This window comes from Streptomyces sp. NPDC001513 (genome assembly GCF_042894695.1).
In the GTDB taxonomy this organism is placed as follows: Bacteria; Actinomycetota; Actinomycetes; order Streptomycetales; family Streptomycetaceae; genus Streptomyces.
Window position 1 is genome coordinate 64,087 of the sequence record NZ_JBIAVU010000014.1, and the last position, 15,840, is coordinate 79,926.

Annotated in this window: 16 protein-coding genes; 14 read left to right on the forward strand and 2 right to left on the reverse strand. The window is 72.5% G+C overall.

Annotated elements, in window-relative coordinates; genetic code table 11:
* The first annotated feature begins 37 nt into the window (after positions 1 to 37).
* Positions 38 to 589 carry a YbjN domain-containing protein gene (locus ACFYZ4_RS28970; protein WP_351286242.1) on the forward strand — a complete coding sequence of 184 codons (552 nt, stop codon included), beginning with the start codon at positions 38 to 40 and terminating at the stop codon, positions 587 to 589.
* Here the strand turns inward: ACFYZ4_RS28970 and ACFYZ4_RS28975 are convergent, their stop codons facing one another.
* Both ACFYZ4_RS28975 and ACFYZ4_RS28980 read right to left on the reverse strand, forming a co-directional pair.
* Positions 590 to 1,780, reverse strand: a complete 1,191-nt coding sequence (locus ACFYZ4_RS28975) for a hypothetical protein (RefSeq protein ID WP_351286244.1) — start codon at positions 1,778 to 1,780, stop codon at positions 590 to 592. It lies immediately after the preceding gene.
* Between the two features lie 151 nt (positions 1,781 to 1,931).
* The gene (locus ACFYZ4_RS28980; RefSeq protein ID WP_384343553.1) at positions 1,932 to 3,122 is read right to left on the reverse strand and encodes a pyridoxal phosphate-dependent aminotransferase; all 1,191 of its coding nucleotides are present in this window, start codon (positions 3,120 to 3,122) and stop codon (positions 1,932 to 1,934) included.
* Between the two features lie 129 nt (positions 3,123 to 3,251).
* Here ACFYZ4_RS28980 and ACFYZ4_RS28985 point away from each other — a divergent pair, with 129 nt between their 5' ends.
* The 13 genes from ACFYZ4_RS28985 (at position 3,252) to ACFYZ4_RS29045 (ending at position 15,816) form a co-directional block, all read left to right on the forward strand.
* The gene (locus tag ACFYZ4_RS28985) at positions 3,252 to 3,458 is read left to right on the forward strand and encodes a hypothetical protein (RefSeq protein WP_351286247.1); all 207 of its coding nucleotides are present in this window, start codon (positions 3,252 to 3,254) and stop codon (positions 3,456 to 3,458) included.
* Positions 3,459 to 3,828: 370 nt separating this feature from the next.
* Complete coding sequence (locus tag ACFYZ4_RS28990; RefSeq protein ID WP_351286249.1) at positions 3,829 to 4,377, forward strand: DUF2617 family protein; 549 nt, start codon at positions 3,829 to 3,831, stop codon at positions 4,375 to 4,377.
* A gap of 133 nt (positions 4,378 to 4,510) precedes the next feature.
* Positions 4,511 to 6,154 carry a polyamine aminopropyltransferase gene (locus tag ACFYZ4_RS28995; protein ID WP_351286251.1) on the forward strand — a complete coding sequence of 548 codons (1,644 nt, stop codon included), beginning with the start codon at positions 4,511 to 4,513 and terminating at the stop codon, positions 6,152 to 6,154.
* A 32-nt stretch (positions 6,155 to 6,186) separates the two neighbouring features.
* A complete protein-coding gene (locus ACFYZ4_RS29000; RefSeq protein WP_351286252.1) occupies positions 6,187 to 7,011 on the forward strand; it encodes an SRPBCC family protein in 825 nt (274 codons plus the stop codon).
* A 32-nt stretch (positions 7,012 to 7,043) separates the two neighbouring features.
* Complete coding sequence (locus ACFYZ4_RS29005; RefSeq protein WP_390785232.1) at positions 7,044 to 7,832, forward strand: aldose 1-epimerase; 789 nt, start codon at positions 7,044 to 7,046, stop codon at positions 7,830 to 7,832.
* A 21-nt stretch (positions 7,833 to 7,853) separates the two neighbouring features.
* Entirely contained in the window at positions 7,854 to 8,393 is a 540-nt protein-coding gene (gene pyrE / locus ACFYZ4_RS29010) for an orotate phosphoribosyltransferase (RefSeq protein ID WP_030817422.1), read from the forward strand.
* 314 nt (positions 8,394 to 8,707) lie between these two features.
* Positions 8,708 to 9,730: a class II fructose-bisphosphate aldolase gene (fbaA, locus tag ACFYZ4_RS29015; RefSeq protein WP_030012792.1), complete on the forward strand. Its 1,023-nt coding sequence runs from the start codon at positions 8,708 to 8,710 to the stop codon at positions 9,728 to 9,730.
* A 193-nt stretch (positions 9,731 to 9,923) separates the two neighbouring features.
* Positions 9,924 to 10,337 carry a DUF3151 domain-containing protein gene (locus tag ACFYZ4_RS29020; RefSeq protein WP_351286256.1) on the forward strand — a complete coding sequence of 138 codons (414 nt, stop codon included), beginning with the start codon at positions 9,924 to 9,926 and terminating at the stop codon, positions 10,335 to 10,337.
* 166 nt (positions 10,338 to 10,503) lie between these two features.
* The gene (locus ACFYZ4_RS29025; protein ID WP_351286258.1) at positions 10,504 to 11,352 is read left to right on the forward strand and encodes a tryptophan 2,3-dioxygenase family protein; all 849 of its coding nucleotides are present in this window, start codon (positions 10,504 to 10,506) and stop codon (positions 11,350 to 11,352) included.
* On the forward strand, positions 11,345 to 12,550 hold the full coding sequence (kynU, locus tag ACFYZ4_RS29030; RefSeq protein WP_351286259.1) for a kynureninase: 1,206 nt from the start codon (positions 11,345 to 11,347) through the stop codon (positions 12,548 to 12,550). The genes ACFYZ4_RS29025 and kynU overlap by 8 nt, the downstream gene beginning before the upstream one ends.
* 171 nt (positions 12,551 to 12,721) lie before the next feature.
* Positions 12,722 to 13,603: an alpha/beta hydrolase gene (locus ACFYZ4_RS29035; RefSeq protein WP_384343537.1), complete on the forward strand. Its 882-nt coding sequence runs from the start codon at positions 12,722 to 12,724 to the stop codon at positions 13,601 to 13,603.
* A gap of 57 nt (positions 13,604 to 13,660) precedes the next feature.
* Positions 13,661 to 14,017, forward strand: coding sequence for a hypothetical protein (locus ACFYZ4_RS29040; RefSeq protein ID WP_390785233.1), 357 nt, complete (start codon positions 13,661 to 13,663; stop codon positions 14,015 to 14,017).
* A 149-nt stretch (positions 14,018 to 14,166) separates the two neighbouring features.
* Positions 14,167 to 15,816 carry a PKD domain-containing protein gene (locus ACFYZ4_RS29045; protein WP_390785234.1) on the forward strand — a complete coding sequence of 550 codons (1,650 nt, stop codon included), beginning with the start codon at positions 14,167 to 14,169 and terminating at the stop codon, positions 15,814 to 15,816.
* Positions 15,817 to 15,840: the final 24 nt, after the last annotated feature.

Sequence of the window (15,840 nt, forward strand, 5' to 3'; positions counted from 1 at the left end):
GGGAGGATGCATGTATCCGCACGAAGGGAAAAACACGGTGAGCATCGACCCGGCCTCGATTCCGAACTTCGGAGGGCAGCAGCCCGATCCGCAGGCCACAGGACCGGCGGGCCCCGTCGTCCCCGACCAGGATCTGGTCAAGCAGCTGCTGGAGCAGATGGAGCTCAAGTACGTCGTCGACGACGAGGGTGACCTCGCGGCGCCGTGGGAGGAGTTCCGCACGTACTTCATGTTCCGCGGCGAGGACGAGCAGCAGGTTTTCTCGGTGCGGACCTTCTACGACCGTCCGCACAAGATCGACGAGAAGCCGCAGCTTCTCGAGTCGATCGACGACTGGAACCGCCGCACCCTGTGGCCGAAGGTCTACAGCCACACGCACGACGACGGCTCGGTCCGCCTGATCGGTGAGGCGCAGATGCTGATCGGCACCGGCGTCAACCTGGAGCACTTCGTGTCCTCCACGGTCAGCTGGGTCCGCGCCTCCATCGAGTTCGACAAGTGGCTCGTCGAGCAGCTCGGTCTGGAGAAGGACATCGACTCCACCGACGGCGAGAACGACGGCGAAGGCGACGCCGACAGCAGCAACTGACTAGAGCGGTACCCGGGCCACCAGAAGCAGGTACAGCCCGTAGCCGTAACCGAGCCCGGCCACCACCGCGGTCACCACGACCGCGGTGCGGGGCCGGGCTCGTGCCATGACGGCGGCCACCGGCAGGAGCAGCGGGAAGGCCGGCAGCAGGAAGCGCGGCTTGGACTCGAAGAACCCGGCCCCGCCGAAGGCCATCACCAGCAGGACCGCCGTGTACACGAGGAGCGCGAGCGGGGTGCGGTCCAGGACCAGCAGCACCGCCAGCAGCCCGGCCGCGGCCAGCAGGACCACCGTCACCGTGGTCGCGAGGGCCACGTGCCCGCCGGTCAGCACCCGCTCCGCCGAGCGCAGCGCCCCGGCGCCGAAGTCGAAGCGGGAGCCCCAGCTGCGCTGCACGGCGAAATAGCCGCCGAAGGGGTCGCGCACCTTCACCCCGACGGCCAGGACGTACGCCGCCCAGCCCGCCGGCGCCACCAGCCCGGCCACCCACACCTCGGGTGCCCGGGATCTTCGGACGAGGATCGCGTGGAGGGCCATGGCCGACACGGCGGCCGCGACGGCGAGCCCGGTGGGCCGGGTCAGCCCGGCGAGTACGGCGAGGCCGGCGGCCCACAGCCAGCGGCCGCGCAGCAGGGCGTGCAGGGCCCAGGCGGCGAAGGCGGCGAGCAGTGCCTCGGTGTAGGCGAGGGTGAGGACCACCGAGTGCGGCAGGGCCGCCCACAGCCCCACGAGCAGCAGTCCGGCGCGCGGCCCGATGACCCGTTCCCCGACCCGGTAGATCCCGACGGCGGCGACGGCGGCGGCGGTCCAGGTGACGAGGAGCGCGGCGGGGACGGGCCCGCCGGGCAGGATGCCGGAGACGGCCCGTATCAGTGCCGGGTAGAGCGGGAAGAAGGCCTGGTCGCTCTGGACGGGGCCGGTGCCGGTGACGGCGTCGGGAAACATCAGGGTGCGCCCGTAGCCGTTGGTGGCTATCCGGAGGTACCAGTCCGCGTCCCAGGACCGGCCGAGCACCCGCAGCGGATCCCGCCCGGCCCACCAGGACCCGAGGGCGAGCACCAGCACCCCGGCCCCGCGTACGGCGGCGAACACGCCGAGCGCGATCACCGTGGTCGGCGCGGCCGACCGGATGGCCCGGACCGCGCGCATCTCCAGGGGCGACGCGGACACGGTCGCTCTGCCCGTTGCCATGAATCCCGACTTCCGTCTCTCGGTGAGGTCCGCTCACCGGGAGGTGAGGGCTTCGGGCACTTGTGCGGGCGACAGCTTCACACCGCCCTCGGCCGGCCCGCAAGCACCCCGCTCGGCCGGCGCCGCCCGCCAGGCGCCCGGGGCCCGGGTGTCAGAGCCCGCGAAGCCGGGAGGCGGCCTCCCGCAGCACGTCCTCGCGCTTGCAGAAGGCCCAGCGGACCTGGGTGGCTCCGGCGGACTTGTCGTCGTAGAAGACCTGGTTCGGGATGGCGACCACGCCGCAGCGCTCGGGCAGGGCGCGGCAGAAGGCGAGGCCGTCCTTCTCGCCGAGGGGGGTGATGTCGGTGGTGATGAAGTACGTCCCCTGCGGGCGGAAGACCTCGAAGCCGGCCGCTGTGAGCCCGTCGGCGAGGATGTCGCGCTTGGCGGCCAGGTCGGCGCGGAAGGCGTCGTAGTACGTGTCGGGGAGGGCGAGGGCCTCGGCGATCGCGTACTGGAAGGGGCCCGAGGAGACGTAGGTGAGGAACTGCTTCGCCGAGCGGACCGCCGAGACCAGCGCCGGGGGCGCCGTGACCCAGCCGACCTTCCAGCCCGTGAAGGAGAAGGTCTTGCCGGCCGAGCTGATGGTGACCGTGCGCTCGCGCATGCCCGGGAGGCCCGCCAGGGGGATGTGGGCGCCCTCGAAGACCAGGTGCTCGTACACCTCGTCTGTGACGACCAGCAGGTCGCGCTCGACCGCCAGTTCGGCGATCGCGGCGAGCTCGGCCGCGGTCAGGACGGTGCCCGTCGGGTTGTGCGGGGTGTTCAGCAGGAGCAGCCGGGTGCGCGGGGTGACGGCGGCGCGCAGTTCGTCCAGGTCGAGGGTGAAGGCCCCGGCGTGCGGGCGCAGGGTGACCGGGACGCGTACGGCGCCGGCCATCGCGATGCAGGCCGCGTACGAGTCGTAGTACGGCTCCAGGGCGATGACCTCGTCACCCGGCTCCAGGAGGGCGAGGAGGGACGCGGCGATGGCCTCGGTGGCGCCCGCCGTGACGAGGACCTCGGTGTCGGGGTCGTAGGACAGGCCGTAGAAGCGCTGCTGGTGTGCGGCGATCGCGGTGCGCAGCTCGGGGACGCCGGGGCCGGGCGGGTACTGGTTGCCCCGGCCCGTGAGGACCGCGCGGGAGGCCGCCTCGGCGATCTCGGCCGGGCCGTCGGTGTCGGGGAAGCCCTGGCCGAGGTTGATCGAGCCGGTGCGGGCGGCCAGCGCCGACATCTCCGCGAAGATCGTCGTGCCGAAGGCCGCCAGCCGGCGGTTCAGGAAGGGGCGGTCGCTGCTCACGGGTGCGCTCATGGGCGTCATCCTGGGGTCAACCTCTGGAGTTCCTCAAGTGTGCTTTGGGCCGTGCGGCGCGGGGGCATCCCCCCTTCACGCGGGACGAGGGGATCCCGCTCCCCGGGAAGACCGGGGCGTGAGAGAAGGGCGGACCGCATGTTCGTCTTCATCGTTGGCGCATTTCTGATCGTCGCGTTCGTCGTGGTGATCGCGGCCCGCTCGGCCAAGAGCGGGCAGACCGGTGGCCGCCGCAAGAGCCGCGGCAGCTCGTGGGTGGACGGGGGCGGCAGCTCCGGCTGTGGCTCTTCCTCGTCCTGCGGCTCGTCGTCCTCGTGTGGCGGCGGGGGGTGCGGTTCCAGCTGACACGGGGCAGCCGGCACCGCGTGGGGGAGGGCGTTCGACGGTTCCGTTTCCGTCGGGCGTCCTCGTCGTTCGCCCCTGCGTGACGACTCGTTCGTCGATGCATGACGACGCGCGGGACGCAACCCGTTGAACACGTGAACTGTGGAGCCCCCGGGGGGATGTAAACCCCAGCAAGTTGGGTAAAAACGCTGTGAGTGCCGTGCCTTTCATGATTCCCTCGGTTGAGTAGACCAGTCCTCGGACCTCCCTGGACTTCTCCCCCAGCTACCGCTGGGGGGACCCCCAGTGGACCCGTGCCGGTGTCCCCCACCCGTTGACTACCGCTGGCGGGCCCCGGCCCATCTCCCTCGCGCGTTTGCGGAGCCGACTCATGCTCACGACCCTCCAGACCTCCTACACCGACACGCGTGCCGCCGATCTCGCCTGGGCCCTGGGTCGGGAGCGGCTGCCCGCCCTGGCCGTACTGAACCTCGAACTGTCCGGAGCCAAGGTGGAACTGCGCCTGCTCGGGGCCTCCCACCAGGTTCTTCTGGAAGAGGCCGAGGTGCTCTGCTCGGAGACGGTCGCCTGTATGCCCGGCAGCAGTACGCCGCTGCCGCTCGGCGTGGCCAAGCGGGTGGGTGACTGGGAGTACGAGTTCGCCGCGCGGGTCGAGACGCTGTCCCGCGGGTCCTTCGCGGGGCGGGCGCAGGAGCTGCTCGCACTGGTGGCTGACCACCCGAACGGGCTAGCGGGGACCTTTCCCGGAAGTCCGCACGCCTTCACGGCCATGCTCGCGCAGCGCTACGAGGGCCAGGTGCGCTGGCGGACCTGGCACGCGTACCCGCAGGAGGGCCAGCTGGTGGCCACCCGGACCCGGGTGGGCGTACGGGCGGGGGCCCCGGCGGCCGCGGCGCTGGAATCACCGGCGCTGCTGTAGCGGCCGCGGGACCGACGGGCGCCTCCGGGGCGCGGAAGGCCCATCGCCATTACGCCAACTGGCTGGATCGATGCGCCACTTGCACCCATGTGGGTGACCGGATGTAGGTGAGCGGTGACGTACGGTTCGCTTCATGATCGACCGTTCCGTGCCGCGCCGGGTGCTCCCGGCTCCGGAGCCGCGGGGCGCCGCGACCGTCCCGGCCGCCCTGCCCGTACGGCCCCGGACCGGCCGACTCCTCGTCCTGGCCACCGTGTTCGTCTGCGCCGCCTGCGGGCTCGTGTACGAACTGGAGCTGCTCGCCCTGGGCACCTACCTCATCGGCGACTCCGTCACCCAGGCGTCGGTCGTGCTGTCCGTCATGGTCTTCGCCATGGGCGTCGGCTCCCTGCTCGCCAAGCGCCTGCGCCACCGGCCCGCCTTCGGCTTCGGCGCCATCGAGGCCGGCCTCGCCCTCCTGGGCGGGCTCTCGGCCATGGCGCTCTACGCGAGCTTCGCCTGGCTGGGGGAGTCCCGCCCCGCCCTCGTCGCCTTCTCCTTCGCCATCGGGGTGCTCATCGGCGCGGAGATCCCGCTGCTGATGGTCCTCATCCAGCGCATCCGCAGACAGGACGCGGGCGGGGCCGTCGCCGACCTGTTCGCCGCCGATTACGTCGGCGCCCTCGTCGGCGGCCTCGCCTTCCCGTTCCTGCTGCTCCCGATGCTCGGCCAGCTCACCGGCGCCATGCTCACCGGCACCGTCAACGCGGCCGTCGGCGGCGGGCTGGTCCTGTGGCTGTTCCGCCGCGACCTGAGCCGCCGCTGCCGCTGGCTGCTGATCGCCGCCAACGTGACCGTGCTGGCCGTGCTCGCCTCGGCGACCGTCCTCGCCGACGACTTCGAGCGGGTGGCCCGACGCGCCGTCTACGGCGGGGAGGTGCGCGTCGCCGTCCAGACCGGGGTGCAGGAACTGGTGCTCACCGGCCCCCCGACCGGCTCCCCGCGCTCCCTCGACCTGTACCTCGACGGACGGCTGCGGGTCAGCGGCTACGACGAGTACCGCTACCACGAGGCCCTGGTCCACCCCGCGATGACCGGCCCGCACGCCCGCGTCCTGGTCCTCGGCGGCGGCGACGGGCTCGCCGCCCGCGAGGTGCTCCGCTACCGGGACGTCGCCTCCGTCACCGTCGTCGAGCTCGACCCCGGCGTGGTCGGGCTCGCCCGCACCGATCCGATGCTCTCCGCGCTCAACGCCCGGGCGTACGAGGACCCCCGCCTGGCCGTGGTCACACAGGACGCCTTCCGCTGGCTGCGCGGGCCGGCCGCCTCCAGCCGCTTCGACGTCATCGTCTCCGACCTCCCGGACCCGGGCATCACCCCCAGCACGAAGCTGTACTCGCAGGAGTTCTACGGGCTGGCCGCGCGGGCCCTGCGCCCCGGGGGCCGGATCGCCGTGCACGCCGGGCCGCTGGCCACGCGCCCGCGGACGTACTGGACCGTCGACTCCACCCTGCGCGCGGCCGGCCTGCGGACCGCCCCGTACAGCGCGGGCGGCCGCCTGTCGGGCTTCGCCGCCGGACCCGACCGCACCCCCCTCGGCGTGGCCGACGCACCGCCGCAGGACTGGGGCTTCGTCCTGGCCTCCCGCGACGGGATCCCCCCGCTGCACGTGGACCGCGACACGCCCGCCCTGCGCTCGCTGTCGACGCGCTCGCTGCAGGATGCCGCGCGCGACGCGGAACGCACCCGGGTGCCCGGTCTCCCGCCGTCGACCCTTCCGCACCCGCGGTATTCGTGACCCGGTGCGCTGTCGTCGGTAGGCTCGACCGCATGGAGCATCAGGTGTTCGTCCCGGTACCGGCAGACGATCTCCGCGCCGTGCTGCGCGACCCCGCCCGGGTCGCCCGGTGCGTGCCGGGACTCCAGCAGGACGCCGACACCGACGCCGGGCCGGTCTCCGGCCGGCTGAAGGTCCGCGTCGGCGGGAGCACCGTGACCTACCGGGGGGCCCTGGCCGTCATCGAGCGGGACCCCGGCCACTTCACCTTCGAGGGTGAGGGCACGGAGGTCCGCGGCAGCGGGACGGTGAAGTTCTCCGTGGACCTGCGGCTTTCCCCCGCCGAGGACGGGACCCGGCTGGACTTCACGGCCGGGGCCACCGCCGACGGGCGCGCCGCCGCCTTCACCCCCGAGGCCGCGGCCGCCGCCGTACAGCGGCTGCTGGACCGGGCCGCCGGCCAGCTGAGCGCCGGATCCGCCCTCGGTGACCCCGTCGCCGAGGCGGAGGAGGCCGAGGAGGCGGAGAAGACCGCCGAGGCCGGCCCGGGGTTCGTCGAGGACGACGTCACCGAGGTCAGCGCCTCCCTCTTCGATGCCGAGGTGCCGCCCCCGTCGCTGGACCCGTTCCTGGCCGGCGGGTTCGAGGAGCTGGACGGGGCCCCGCGGCCCCCCGCCGAGGCCGCCCACGCCCGCCGCACCATGATCGGCCGCAGTGCGGAGGAGGTGGACCACGCGCCGCCGCGCGGCCGGTACGCCCCGGTCCCCGCGCCCGCCGCCACCACCGCCGGAGACAGCCTGCGCTGGATCGCCCCCGCCGCCGCCCTCGCGCTGGCCTCGGCGGTCGTCATCGGCCGGGCGCTGCGCCGCCGTCGCTGACCTGCGGCCGCGCCCGCATTAGGGTCGACCGCATGAGTACGCAACTGAGCGCCGGCGGCGCCGAGGTGACGGTCGACCAGGAGAACGGCTGCCGCATCAGCAGCCTGCGCATCGACGGGACGGAGCTGCTGCGCCAGAGCCCGCGGTACGGGGCGTTCCCGATGGTCCCGTGGTGCGGGCGGATCGAGGACGGGCGGTTCCGCGACGGCGGCACCGTCCACCAGATGCCGGTCAACCACCCGCCGCACGCCCTCCACGGGTTCGGCCGCGACGCCCCCTGGCGCCCGGCGGGGGCCACCGCCACCGAGGCGGCGTTCACCTACGACCTCGCCGAGCCGTGGCCCTACCCCGGCCGCGTCACCCAGGTCTTCGCGCTCACCGAGAACGCGCTCACCCTCTCCCTGGGTGTCGAGACCTACGGGGACTCCTTCCCGGCCCAGGCCGGCTGGCACCCCTGGTTCCGGCGCGACCTCGGGACCGGCGGCGGAGCGGCGGAGCTCTCCTTCGAGCCCGCCTGGCAGGAGGAGCGAGGCGCCGACCACCTCCCCACCGGCCACCGCATCGACCCGAAGCCCGGCCCCTGGGACGACTGCTTCGGCATGCCGCACGGCGTCGACGTCACCCTCACCTGGCCCGGCGCCCTGGAACTGCGGCTCACCAGCCGGGCCGAATGGGTGGTCGTCTACGACGAGGAGGCCGAGGCGGTCTGCGTGGAGCCGCAGTCCGGTCCGCCGAACGGGCTGAACACCCTGCCGCGCTTGGTCACCCCCGTGGATCCGCTGGAGGTCTCCACGACGTGGACGTGGCGGCGGCTGCGCTAGGGCGCAATTAAGCTCAGGGCCATGAGTGACGTACGGGATGCGCTTCTGCAGCAGATCAAGGACAAGGCCGTCGTGCACGGCAAGGTGATCCTCTCCTCCGGCCGGGAGGCCGACTACTACATCGACCTCCGCCGGATCACCCTCGACGGCGAGGCGGCCCCGCTGGTCGGCCAGGTCATGCTCGACCTGACCGCCGAGCTCGACTTCGACTGCGTCGGCGGTCTGACCCTGGGCGCCGACCCGGTCGCGACTTCGATGCTGCACGCCTCCGCCGCGCGCGGCCAGCGCCTGGACGCCTTCGTCGTCCGCAAGGCGCAGAAGGCCCACGGCATGCAGCGCCGCATCGAGGGCACCGACGTGAAGGGCAAGCGCTGCCTGGTCGTCGAGGACACCTCGACCACCGGCGGTTCCCCGCTGACCGCCGTCGAGGCGGTCCGCGAGGCCGGCGGCGAGGTCGTCGCCGTCGCCACGATCGTCGACCGCGGTGCGGCCGACGCCATCGCCGAGGCCGGTCTCCCGTACCTCACCGGCTACCGCCTCGAGGACCTGGGCCTGTCCTAGGGGGCCTCTTCCGGGCCTCTTCGGGGTCCCCTCCAGGCCTCTTCCGGGTCTCCTTTCGGGACCCCGGGGCGCCGGACCGGCCACCACGACAACTGGTGACGAAGGTCCTCGCCGACCTCTGAGGCGGCCCTGACCTGCCCTTTCGTGCACGCCCGGGATGTTTCACGTGAAACATCCCGGGCCGTTCGCCCAGCACGTGAGACCGGCAGGCTGGACCCTCGCGCTGAGTCTGGAAAGATAGGCGCGACGATGACGTCGCCCCCAGGTCAGGGCCCGCAATAAGCACACTCCCCGCACATCCAAGGAGCCGGCAGATGCCCATCGCAACCCCCGAGGTCTACAACGAGATGCTCGACCGGGCGAAGGCAGGCAAGTTCGCCTACCCGGCCATCAACGTGACCTCCTCCCAGACCCTGCACGCTGCACTGCGCGGCTTCGCGGAGGCCGAGAGCGACGGCATCATCCAGATCTCCACCGGTGGTGCGGAGTTCCTGGGTGGCCAGCACAACAAGGACATGGTCACCGGTGCGGTAGCCCTGGCCGAGTTCGCCCACATCGTGGCCGCCAAGTACGACATCACGGTCGCGCTGCACACGGACCACTGCCCCAAGGACAAGCTGGACGGCTACGTCCGCCCGCTGCTCGACATCTCCGCCGAGCGCGTGGCTCGCGGTCTGAACCCGCTCTTCCAGTCGCACATGTGGGACGGCTCCGCCGAGACCCTGGCCGACAACCTGGCCATCGGCCAGGAGCTGCTCGCCAAGGCCGTCGCCGCGAAGATCATCCTTGAGGTCGAGATCACCCCGACCGGCGGCGAGGAGGACGGCGTCAGCCACGAGATCAACGACGAGCTGTACACCACCGTCGACGACGCCATCCGCACCGCCGAGGCCCTGGGCCTGGGCGAGAAGGGCCGCTACCTGCTGGCCGCGTCCTTCGGCAACGTCCACGGCGTCTACAAGCCGGGCAACGTCGTCCTGCGCCCCGAGCTCCTCAAGGACCTCCAGGCCGGTGTCGCCGAGAAGTACGGCAAGGCCTCACCGTTCGACTTCGTTTTCCACGGCGGTTCGGGCTCCACGGCCGAGGAGATCGCCACCGCGCTGGAGAACGGCGTCGTGAAGATGAACCTCGACACCGACACCCAGTACGCCTTCACCCGCCCGGTCGTGGACCACATGTTCAGCAACTACGCCGGTGTCCTGAAGGTCGACGGCGAGGTCGGCACCAAGTCGAAGTACGACCCCCGCACCTGGGGCAAGGCCGCCGAGGCGGGCATGGCCGCGCGTGTCGCCGAGGCGTGCGCGAACCTGCGTTCCACCGGTACCAAGCTGAAGTAGTCGGCCCCAGCGGTCACCCGCACCACCGGAGGGCCCGGCCCCCGTCCAGCGACGGAGGTCGGGCCCTTCGTGCACGTGCGGGGGCGCCGTACGGCGCCTGTGCACGTGCCGGGGCGCCGTACGGCGCAACTCCCGCACCGGAGCGCGACCACCACTGCGCGGCCCGGCGGCAGCGGCCCGGCAGACTGGGGGCATGTCCATTCACCAGAACCTGCTCGGGGGCCCCGCCCCCACCCACCTCCCCGACGAGCCGGGCCGCGAGGCCATCGCCGCCGGCACCCCCGCCGTCGAGGTGGCCGCCGCGCACCCGACGTCCTCCCTCGCCTGGGCGATCCTTGCCGACGAGGCCTTCGCCGCCGGCAGCACGGTCGAGTCGTACGCCTACGCCCGCACGGGCTACCACCGCGGCCTCGACGCCCTGCGCCGTGCCGGCTGGAAGGGCCACGGCCCGGTGCCGTGGGAGCACGAGCCCAACCGCGGCTTCCTGCGGGCCCTGCACGCCCTGGCCCGCGCGGCCGGGACGATCGGCGAGAAGGAGGAGTACGAGCGCTGCTCGACCTTCCTGCGCGACTCCTCCCCGACGGCGGCGGACACGCTGAGCGCCTGATCCCGTACGGCGCGGAGTGACGCGGTCCGCATTTGTGTGGTCTGCGTCACTCCCCGCTGGAGCGCCGGCGCGAGGGTGTCCTATGCTGCGGGCAGGGGACCGGGGCTCCACTCACCTCACGGAAGGAGCGGACCGCTACCCGGAAGCACGTGTCGAGGAGACAGAAATGTCGAACACCCTTGATGCCTCCGGAGTCGGCGGGTCGGACACCCCGAACCTCGACTTCGACGGCACCACCCCCTACGAGGACTACGTCCAGGCGGACGTTCTCACCCACCTCCAGCACCTCCGCTCGGACGACCCGGGCGAGATGGTCTTCCTGGTCACGACCCAGGTCATGGAGCTGTGGTTCACGGTCATCGTCCACGAGTGGGAAACCGCCGCGAAGGCCCTGGGCGAGGACCGCATCCCGGTCGCGATGGATGCGCTGAAACGTTCCCTCCGCGAACTCGAAGCCCTCAACGCCTCCTGGCGCCCGCTCGCCCAGCTCACCCCGGGACAGTTCAACGCCTACCGCTCGGCGCTCGGCGAAGGTTCCGGTTTCCAGTCGGCGATGTACCGCCGGATGGAGTTCCTGCTCGGCGAGAAGTCCTCCTCCATGCTGGTCCCGCACCGCGGCGCGCCGCGCGTCCACGCGGAGCTGGAGAAGGCCCTCCACGAGCCGAGCCTCTACGACGAGGTCCTGCGCCTGCTCGCCCGCCGCGGCCTCCCGGTCCCGGCCGCCGTCCTCGACCGCGACCTCTCGCGGCGCTACGAGCCCTCGGCCGAGGTCGAGGCCGTCTGGACGGGCCTGTACGCCACCCCGGACGAGCACCTGGACCTGCACCGCCTCGGCGAGGTCCTCACCGACGTCGCCGAGCTCGTCTGGCGCTGGCGCAACGACCACCTGGTCGCCACCCGCCGCGCGATGGGCGCGAAGACGGGCACGGGCGGCTCGGCCGGCGTGACCTGGCTGGAGAAGCGCGCCACGAAGAACGTCTTCCCGGAGCTCTGGACGGCCCGCAGCCATGTCTGAGACCTCCGGCCCCGCCGACCTGGCGGCCCGCGCGGCATCCCTGGACGCCGCCGACGAGCTGGCCAAGCTCCGCGGGCGCTTCACCCTCCCCGACGGCGTCGTCTACCTGGACGGCAACTCCCTCGGCGCGCTCCCGGCGGGCGTCGCCGACACCACCGCGGACGTCGTCTCCCGGCAGTGGGGCGAGCTCCTCATCCGGTCCTGGGACGAGAGCGGCTGGTGGACCGCGCCCGAGCGGATCGGCGACAAGATCGCCCCGCTGGTCGGCGCGGCCCCCGGCCAGGTCGTCGTCGGCGACTCCACCAGCGTCAACCTCTTCAAGGCCCTGGTCGGCGCGGCCCGCCTCGCCGCCCCCGGCCGGACACGGATGCTGGTCGACGCGGCCACCTTCCCGACCGACGGCTACATAGCGGAGTCGGCGGCCCGGATGACGGGCCTGACCGTCACCCCGGTGGACCCCTCGCACGCGGCCGAGGCGATGGACGAGGAGACCGCCGTGGTCCTCCTCAACCACGTCGACTACCGCACCGGGCGGCTCCACGACCTGCCCGCGCTCACCGCGGCGGCCCGGGCCGCCGGGGCGATCACGGTCTGGGACCTCTGCCACTCCGCCGGGGCGCTCCCCGTCGGCCTCGACGCGCACGCCGTCGACCTCGCGGTCGGCTGCACCTACAAGTACCTCAACGGCGGCCCCGGCTCCCCCGCGTACCTGTACATCGCCGCGCGCCACCAGGCCGGCTTCGACTCCCCGCTCCCCGGCTGGAACGGTCACGCGGACCCCTTCGCGATGACCCCGGCCTTCGAGGCGGCCGAGGGCGCGACCCGGGGCCGCGTCGGCACCCCGGACATCCTGTCCATGCTGGCGCTGGAGTCGGCGCTCGACGCCTGGGAAGGCGTCTCCGTCGAGGCCGTACGGGCCAAGTCGCTCGCCCTGACCGACTTCTTCCTCGCGTGCGTGGCGGCGTACGTCCCGCAGGGCCGGGTCGAGTCGGTCACCCCGGACGAGCACGGGCACCGCGGCAGCCAGATCTCGCTGCGCACCGAGAACGCCCGTGAGGTCATGCGGGAACTCATCTCGCGGGGCGTCATCGGCGACTTCCGGGCGCCCGACGTCCTGCGCTTCGGCTTCACCCCGCTCTACGTCGGTTTCGCCGATGCCGAGCGCGCCGCACGCACACTGGGTCACATTTTCGGGTGACTCGGTAGCGAAACGTCACATCACCGGGCGGGCGGGGCTACGGCTCCGTCCGCCCGGTCACATCCCGGACCCTGCACGGAAGCCCTCGTTCCAGACTGATACGGTCCCGCTCTGCCGGAACACCGGAACATCTGTCCCCGCTGTCCCACGCGTTACCGAGAGGTTGAGCCGATGACGGACCCCGCCGCCGTGGAACGGGACGCCGCCGAGGCTGCCTCGGCCTTCTCCCACCCGGCCGTCGCGCCGGACGCGACCGGCGCGTACGGGGAACACCCCGACCAGGTCGTCGACTTCTACGCCCCGCGCGCCGAGGCCCCCGACGGCCCGGTGCCGCTGGTGGCCGTCCTGCACGGCGGCGCGTGGCGGGCCCCGTACGACAGGCGGCACATCACCCCCTTCGCGGACTTCCTGGCCCGGCGGGGTTTCGCCGTCGCGAACGTCGAGTACCGGCGGGGGAGTTCCCTCCCGCACCAGCACGCCGACGGGCCGGTCGCCGGGCGCTGGCCGGAGACCTTCGACGACGTCGCCGCCGCGATGGACGCCCTCCCGGAGCTGGCCGCCACCGCGCTCCCGCAGGCCGACGTGCGCCGCCTGGTCGTCACCGGCCACTCGGCGGGCGGGCACCTCGCACTGTGGGCCGCGGCCCGGCACGTGCTCCCGTACGACTCCCCGTGGAGGCTGTCCTCCCCGCCGGTGCTGCGCGGCGTGGTGGCGCTGGCGCCGATCGCGGACTTCACGGTGGCGGAGGAGCTGGGCGTGTGCGGCGGCGCGAGCGCGCAGCTGCTGGGCGGCGAGGAGTACTTCGCGGACCGCCTGCCGTACGCGGACCCGGCGGCGCTGCTGCCGACGGGGATCGCCACGGCGGTGGTGCAGGGGCGGTCCGACGTCGTGGTCCCGCAGCAGGTGGCCGAGGCGTACGTGGCGGCCGCGGCGAAGGCGGGCGAGATGGTGGGGCTGACGCTCCTCGACGGCGTCGGGCACTTCCCGCTCATCGACCCGGCGGCGGACGCGTGCGCGGTGGTGTCGGAGGAGATCGCCCAACTGGCCTGGTAGCGGCCGCGATCCGGCGGTGTGCGAGGATCCGCGCAGGAACTGATTCCCCGTGAAGTCGTGGGGCTCATCGAGCGGTTGGCGGGAGAGAGCGGATATGGGCAGCAGCACACCGCGGTGGTCCGGGGGGCGCGCGTAATGGCCCGGTGGGCGTTGCTCGCCGAGCAGCACATAGGCACGGGCGAGGGCCGGGACTGGTCCATCAAGGTCCTGGGCCACGTCGAGGGGACGCGCGAGGAGGCGGTCGCCGCCCTGCGGGAACACGCCGAGAAGTACAAGCCACAGCATCCGCTCCGGCCGAAGCGGCGGGCCCTGTACCGGGACGGCGATTCCTTCCTGCTGGTCCAGGACGGGAGCTGGCAGGTCTTCCACTGCCGGTTCATGGTGGCGGAGCAGCTGTACGACAGCGCGGTCTGACGAGCGGGGCGGGATCTCGCCAACTCCCCCTCTTCGAGGGGATATCGGCTGATCATGCGACGAGGATCTATGTACTGTGGCCCAGACAGTTCCTGAGCATGTTCAAAAAAATGGGGGGAACGGTGCGCAGTCGCCGTCTCGTAATTTCCGTGGCCGTCATAGCGGCCACGGTCGGTCTCGTCCCGGGGATGGCCCACGCGGCCGGTCCCGGCGCTCCGGTCGCACCGGGCGCGCAGGGCGTGGCCGCTCCCGCCGTGGATCTGGGGAAGGCCGCGGCGTCGAACTTCAAGACCTTCAAGAGCCCCGCCGAGCGCTCGGTCCGCAAGGGCCTGCCCGGCGGGAAGGCCGCGGCCGGTGCCGCGCGGGCCGCCGGCAACCCGGACCTGGCCATCGTGCTGAACGCGGCGAGCACCTCCGCGCACGCACTGGACCTGGAGACCACCGTCATCAGCGCGGACTCCACGCTGAAGGTCACCGTCGACTGGGGCGACGGCAACACGGACGGGATGGACGCCTACGGCTCGACCGTCCTCAAGAGCAGCCACACCTACGCCGAGCTGGGCGAGTACACCGTCAAGGTCACCGTGACGGACCCGGCGAACCAGGCCGAGGTCGTCAACGAGTTCCAGGTCATGACCGCAGGCTCGGACTTCGTCCCGTACGCGCCCACCCGCCTCCTCGACACCCGTGACGGGACCGGCGCCGCCAAGGGCAAGGTCGCCCCGTACGGCTCCACCCGCGTGAAGGTCGGCGGCAACGGCGCGATCCCCGCCGGGGTCACCGCCGTGGCCCTCAACCTGACCGTCACGAACACCACCGCCGGCGGGCACGTCACGGCGTTCCCCGAGGGCACCGACCGTCCGACCACGTCGAACGTCAACTTCGAGGCGGGCCAGACCGTCCCGAACCTGGTGATCGTGCCGGTCGGCAAGAACGGCTACGTCGAGCTGGCCAACCGCGGCGAGCAGTCCGTCGACCTGATCGCGGACGTGACCGGCTACTTCACCCGGACCGAGGCGAGCGGCTACGCGCCGATGACCCCGGTCCGGTTCGTCGACACCCGTGACGGCCTCGGCACGAACAAGGGCCAGCTCGGCGGGCGGAAGACCTTCTCCACCCGGATCGGCGGCCTGCGCGGCGTGCCCGAGGGCATCACCGCCGTGGCGCTCAACGTGACGGTCACCAACCCGAAGGAGGCCGGCCACCTGTCGGTCTTCCCGGGCGGCGGCGCCACCCCGACCGCGTCCAACCTGAACTTCACCCCCGGCCAGACGATCGCCAACTCGGTGATCGTGCCCGTCGGGGCGGACGGGAAGATCAGCGTCTTCAACGGCGCCTGGGCGGGCACCGACGTGATCGTCGACGTCGTGGGCTTCTACAGCAAGGACAGCAAGGCGTCCTTCATGCCGCTCGCGCCGGGCCGCATCCTCGACACCCGTGACCCGGCCTGGCCCTACGGCCCGCTGCGCGCCCGGAACTACATCTACACCTACAACGGGAAGTCGCCCGGCGAGGTGGGCGTCGACGGGTACGTGCTGAACACCACGGTGACCAACACGAAGGGCACCGGCTTCCTGTCGGTCGCGCCGGACCCGAACACGGTCCAGCAGTACAAGGACAACACCGCGGTCTTCCCGGAGCGCCCCAGCGCCTCGACCCTGAACTGGACGGCCGGCAAGACCGTCCCGAACCTGGTCCAGGCGAGCGCCGGCAAGAACGGCATCGTCGACTACTGGAACCAGGGCTGGGAGGACGTCGACCTCGTCGTCGACATCTTCGGCTACTACGAGTCCAAGTGATCCACCGCTGAGCCCCCGGGGACG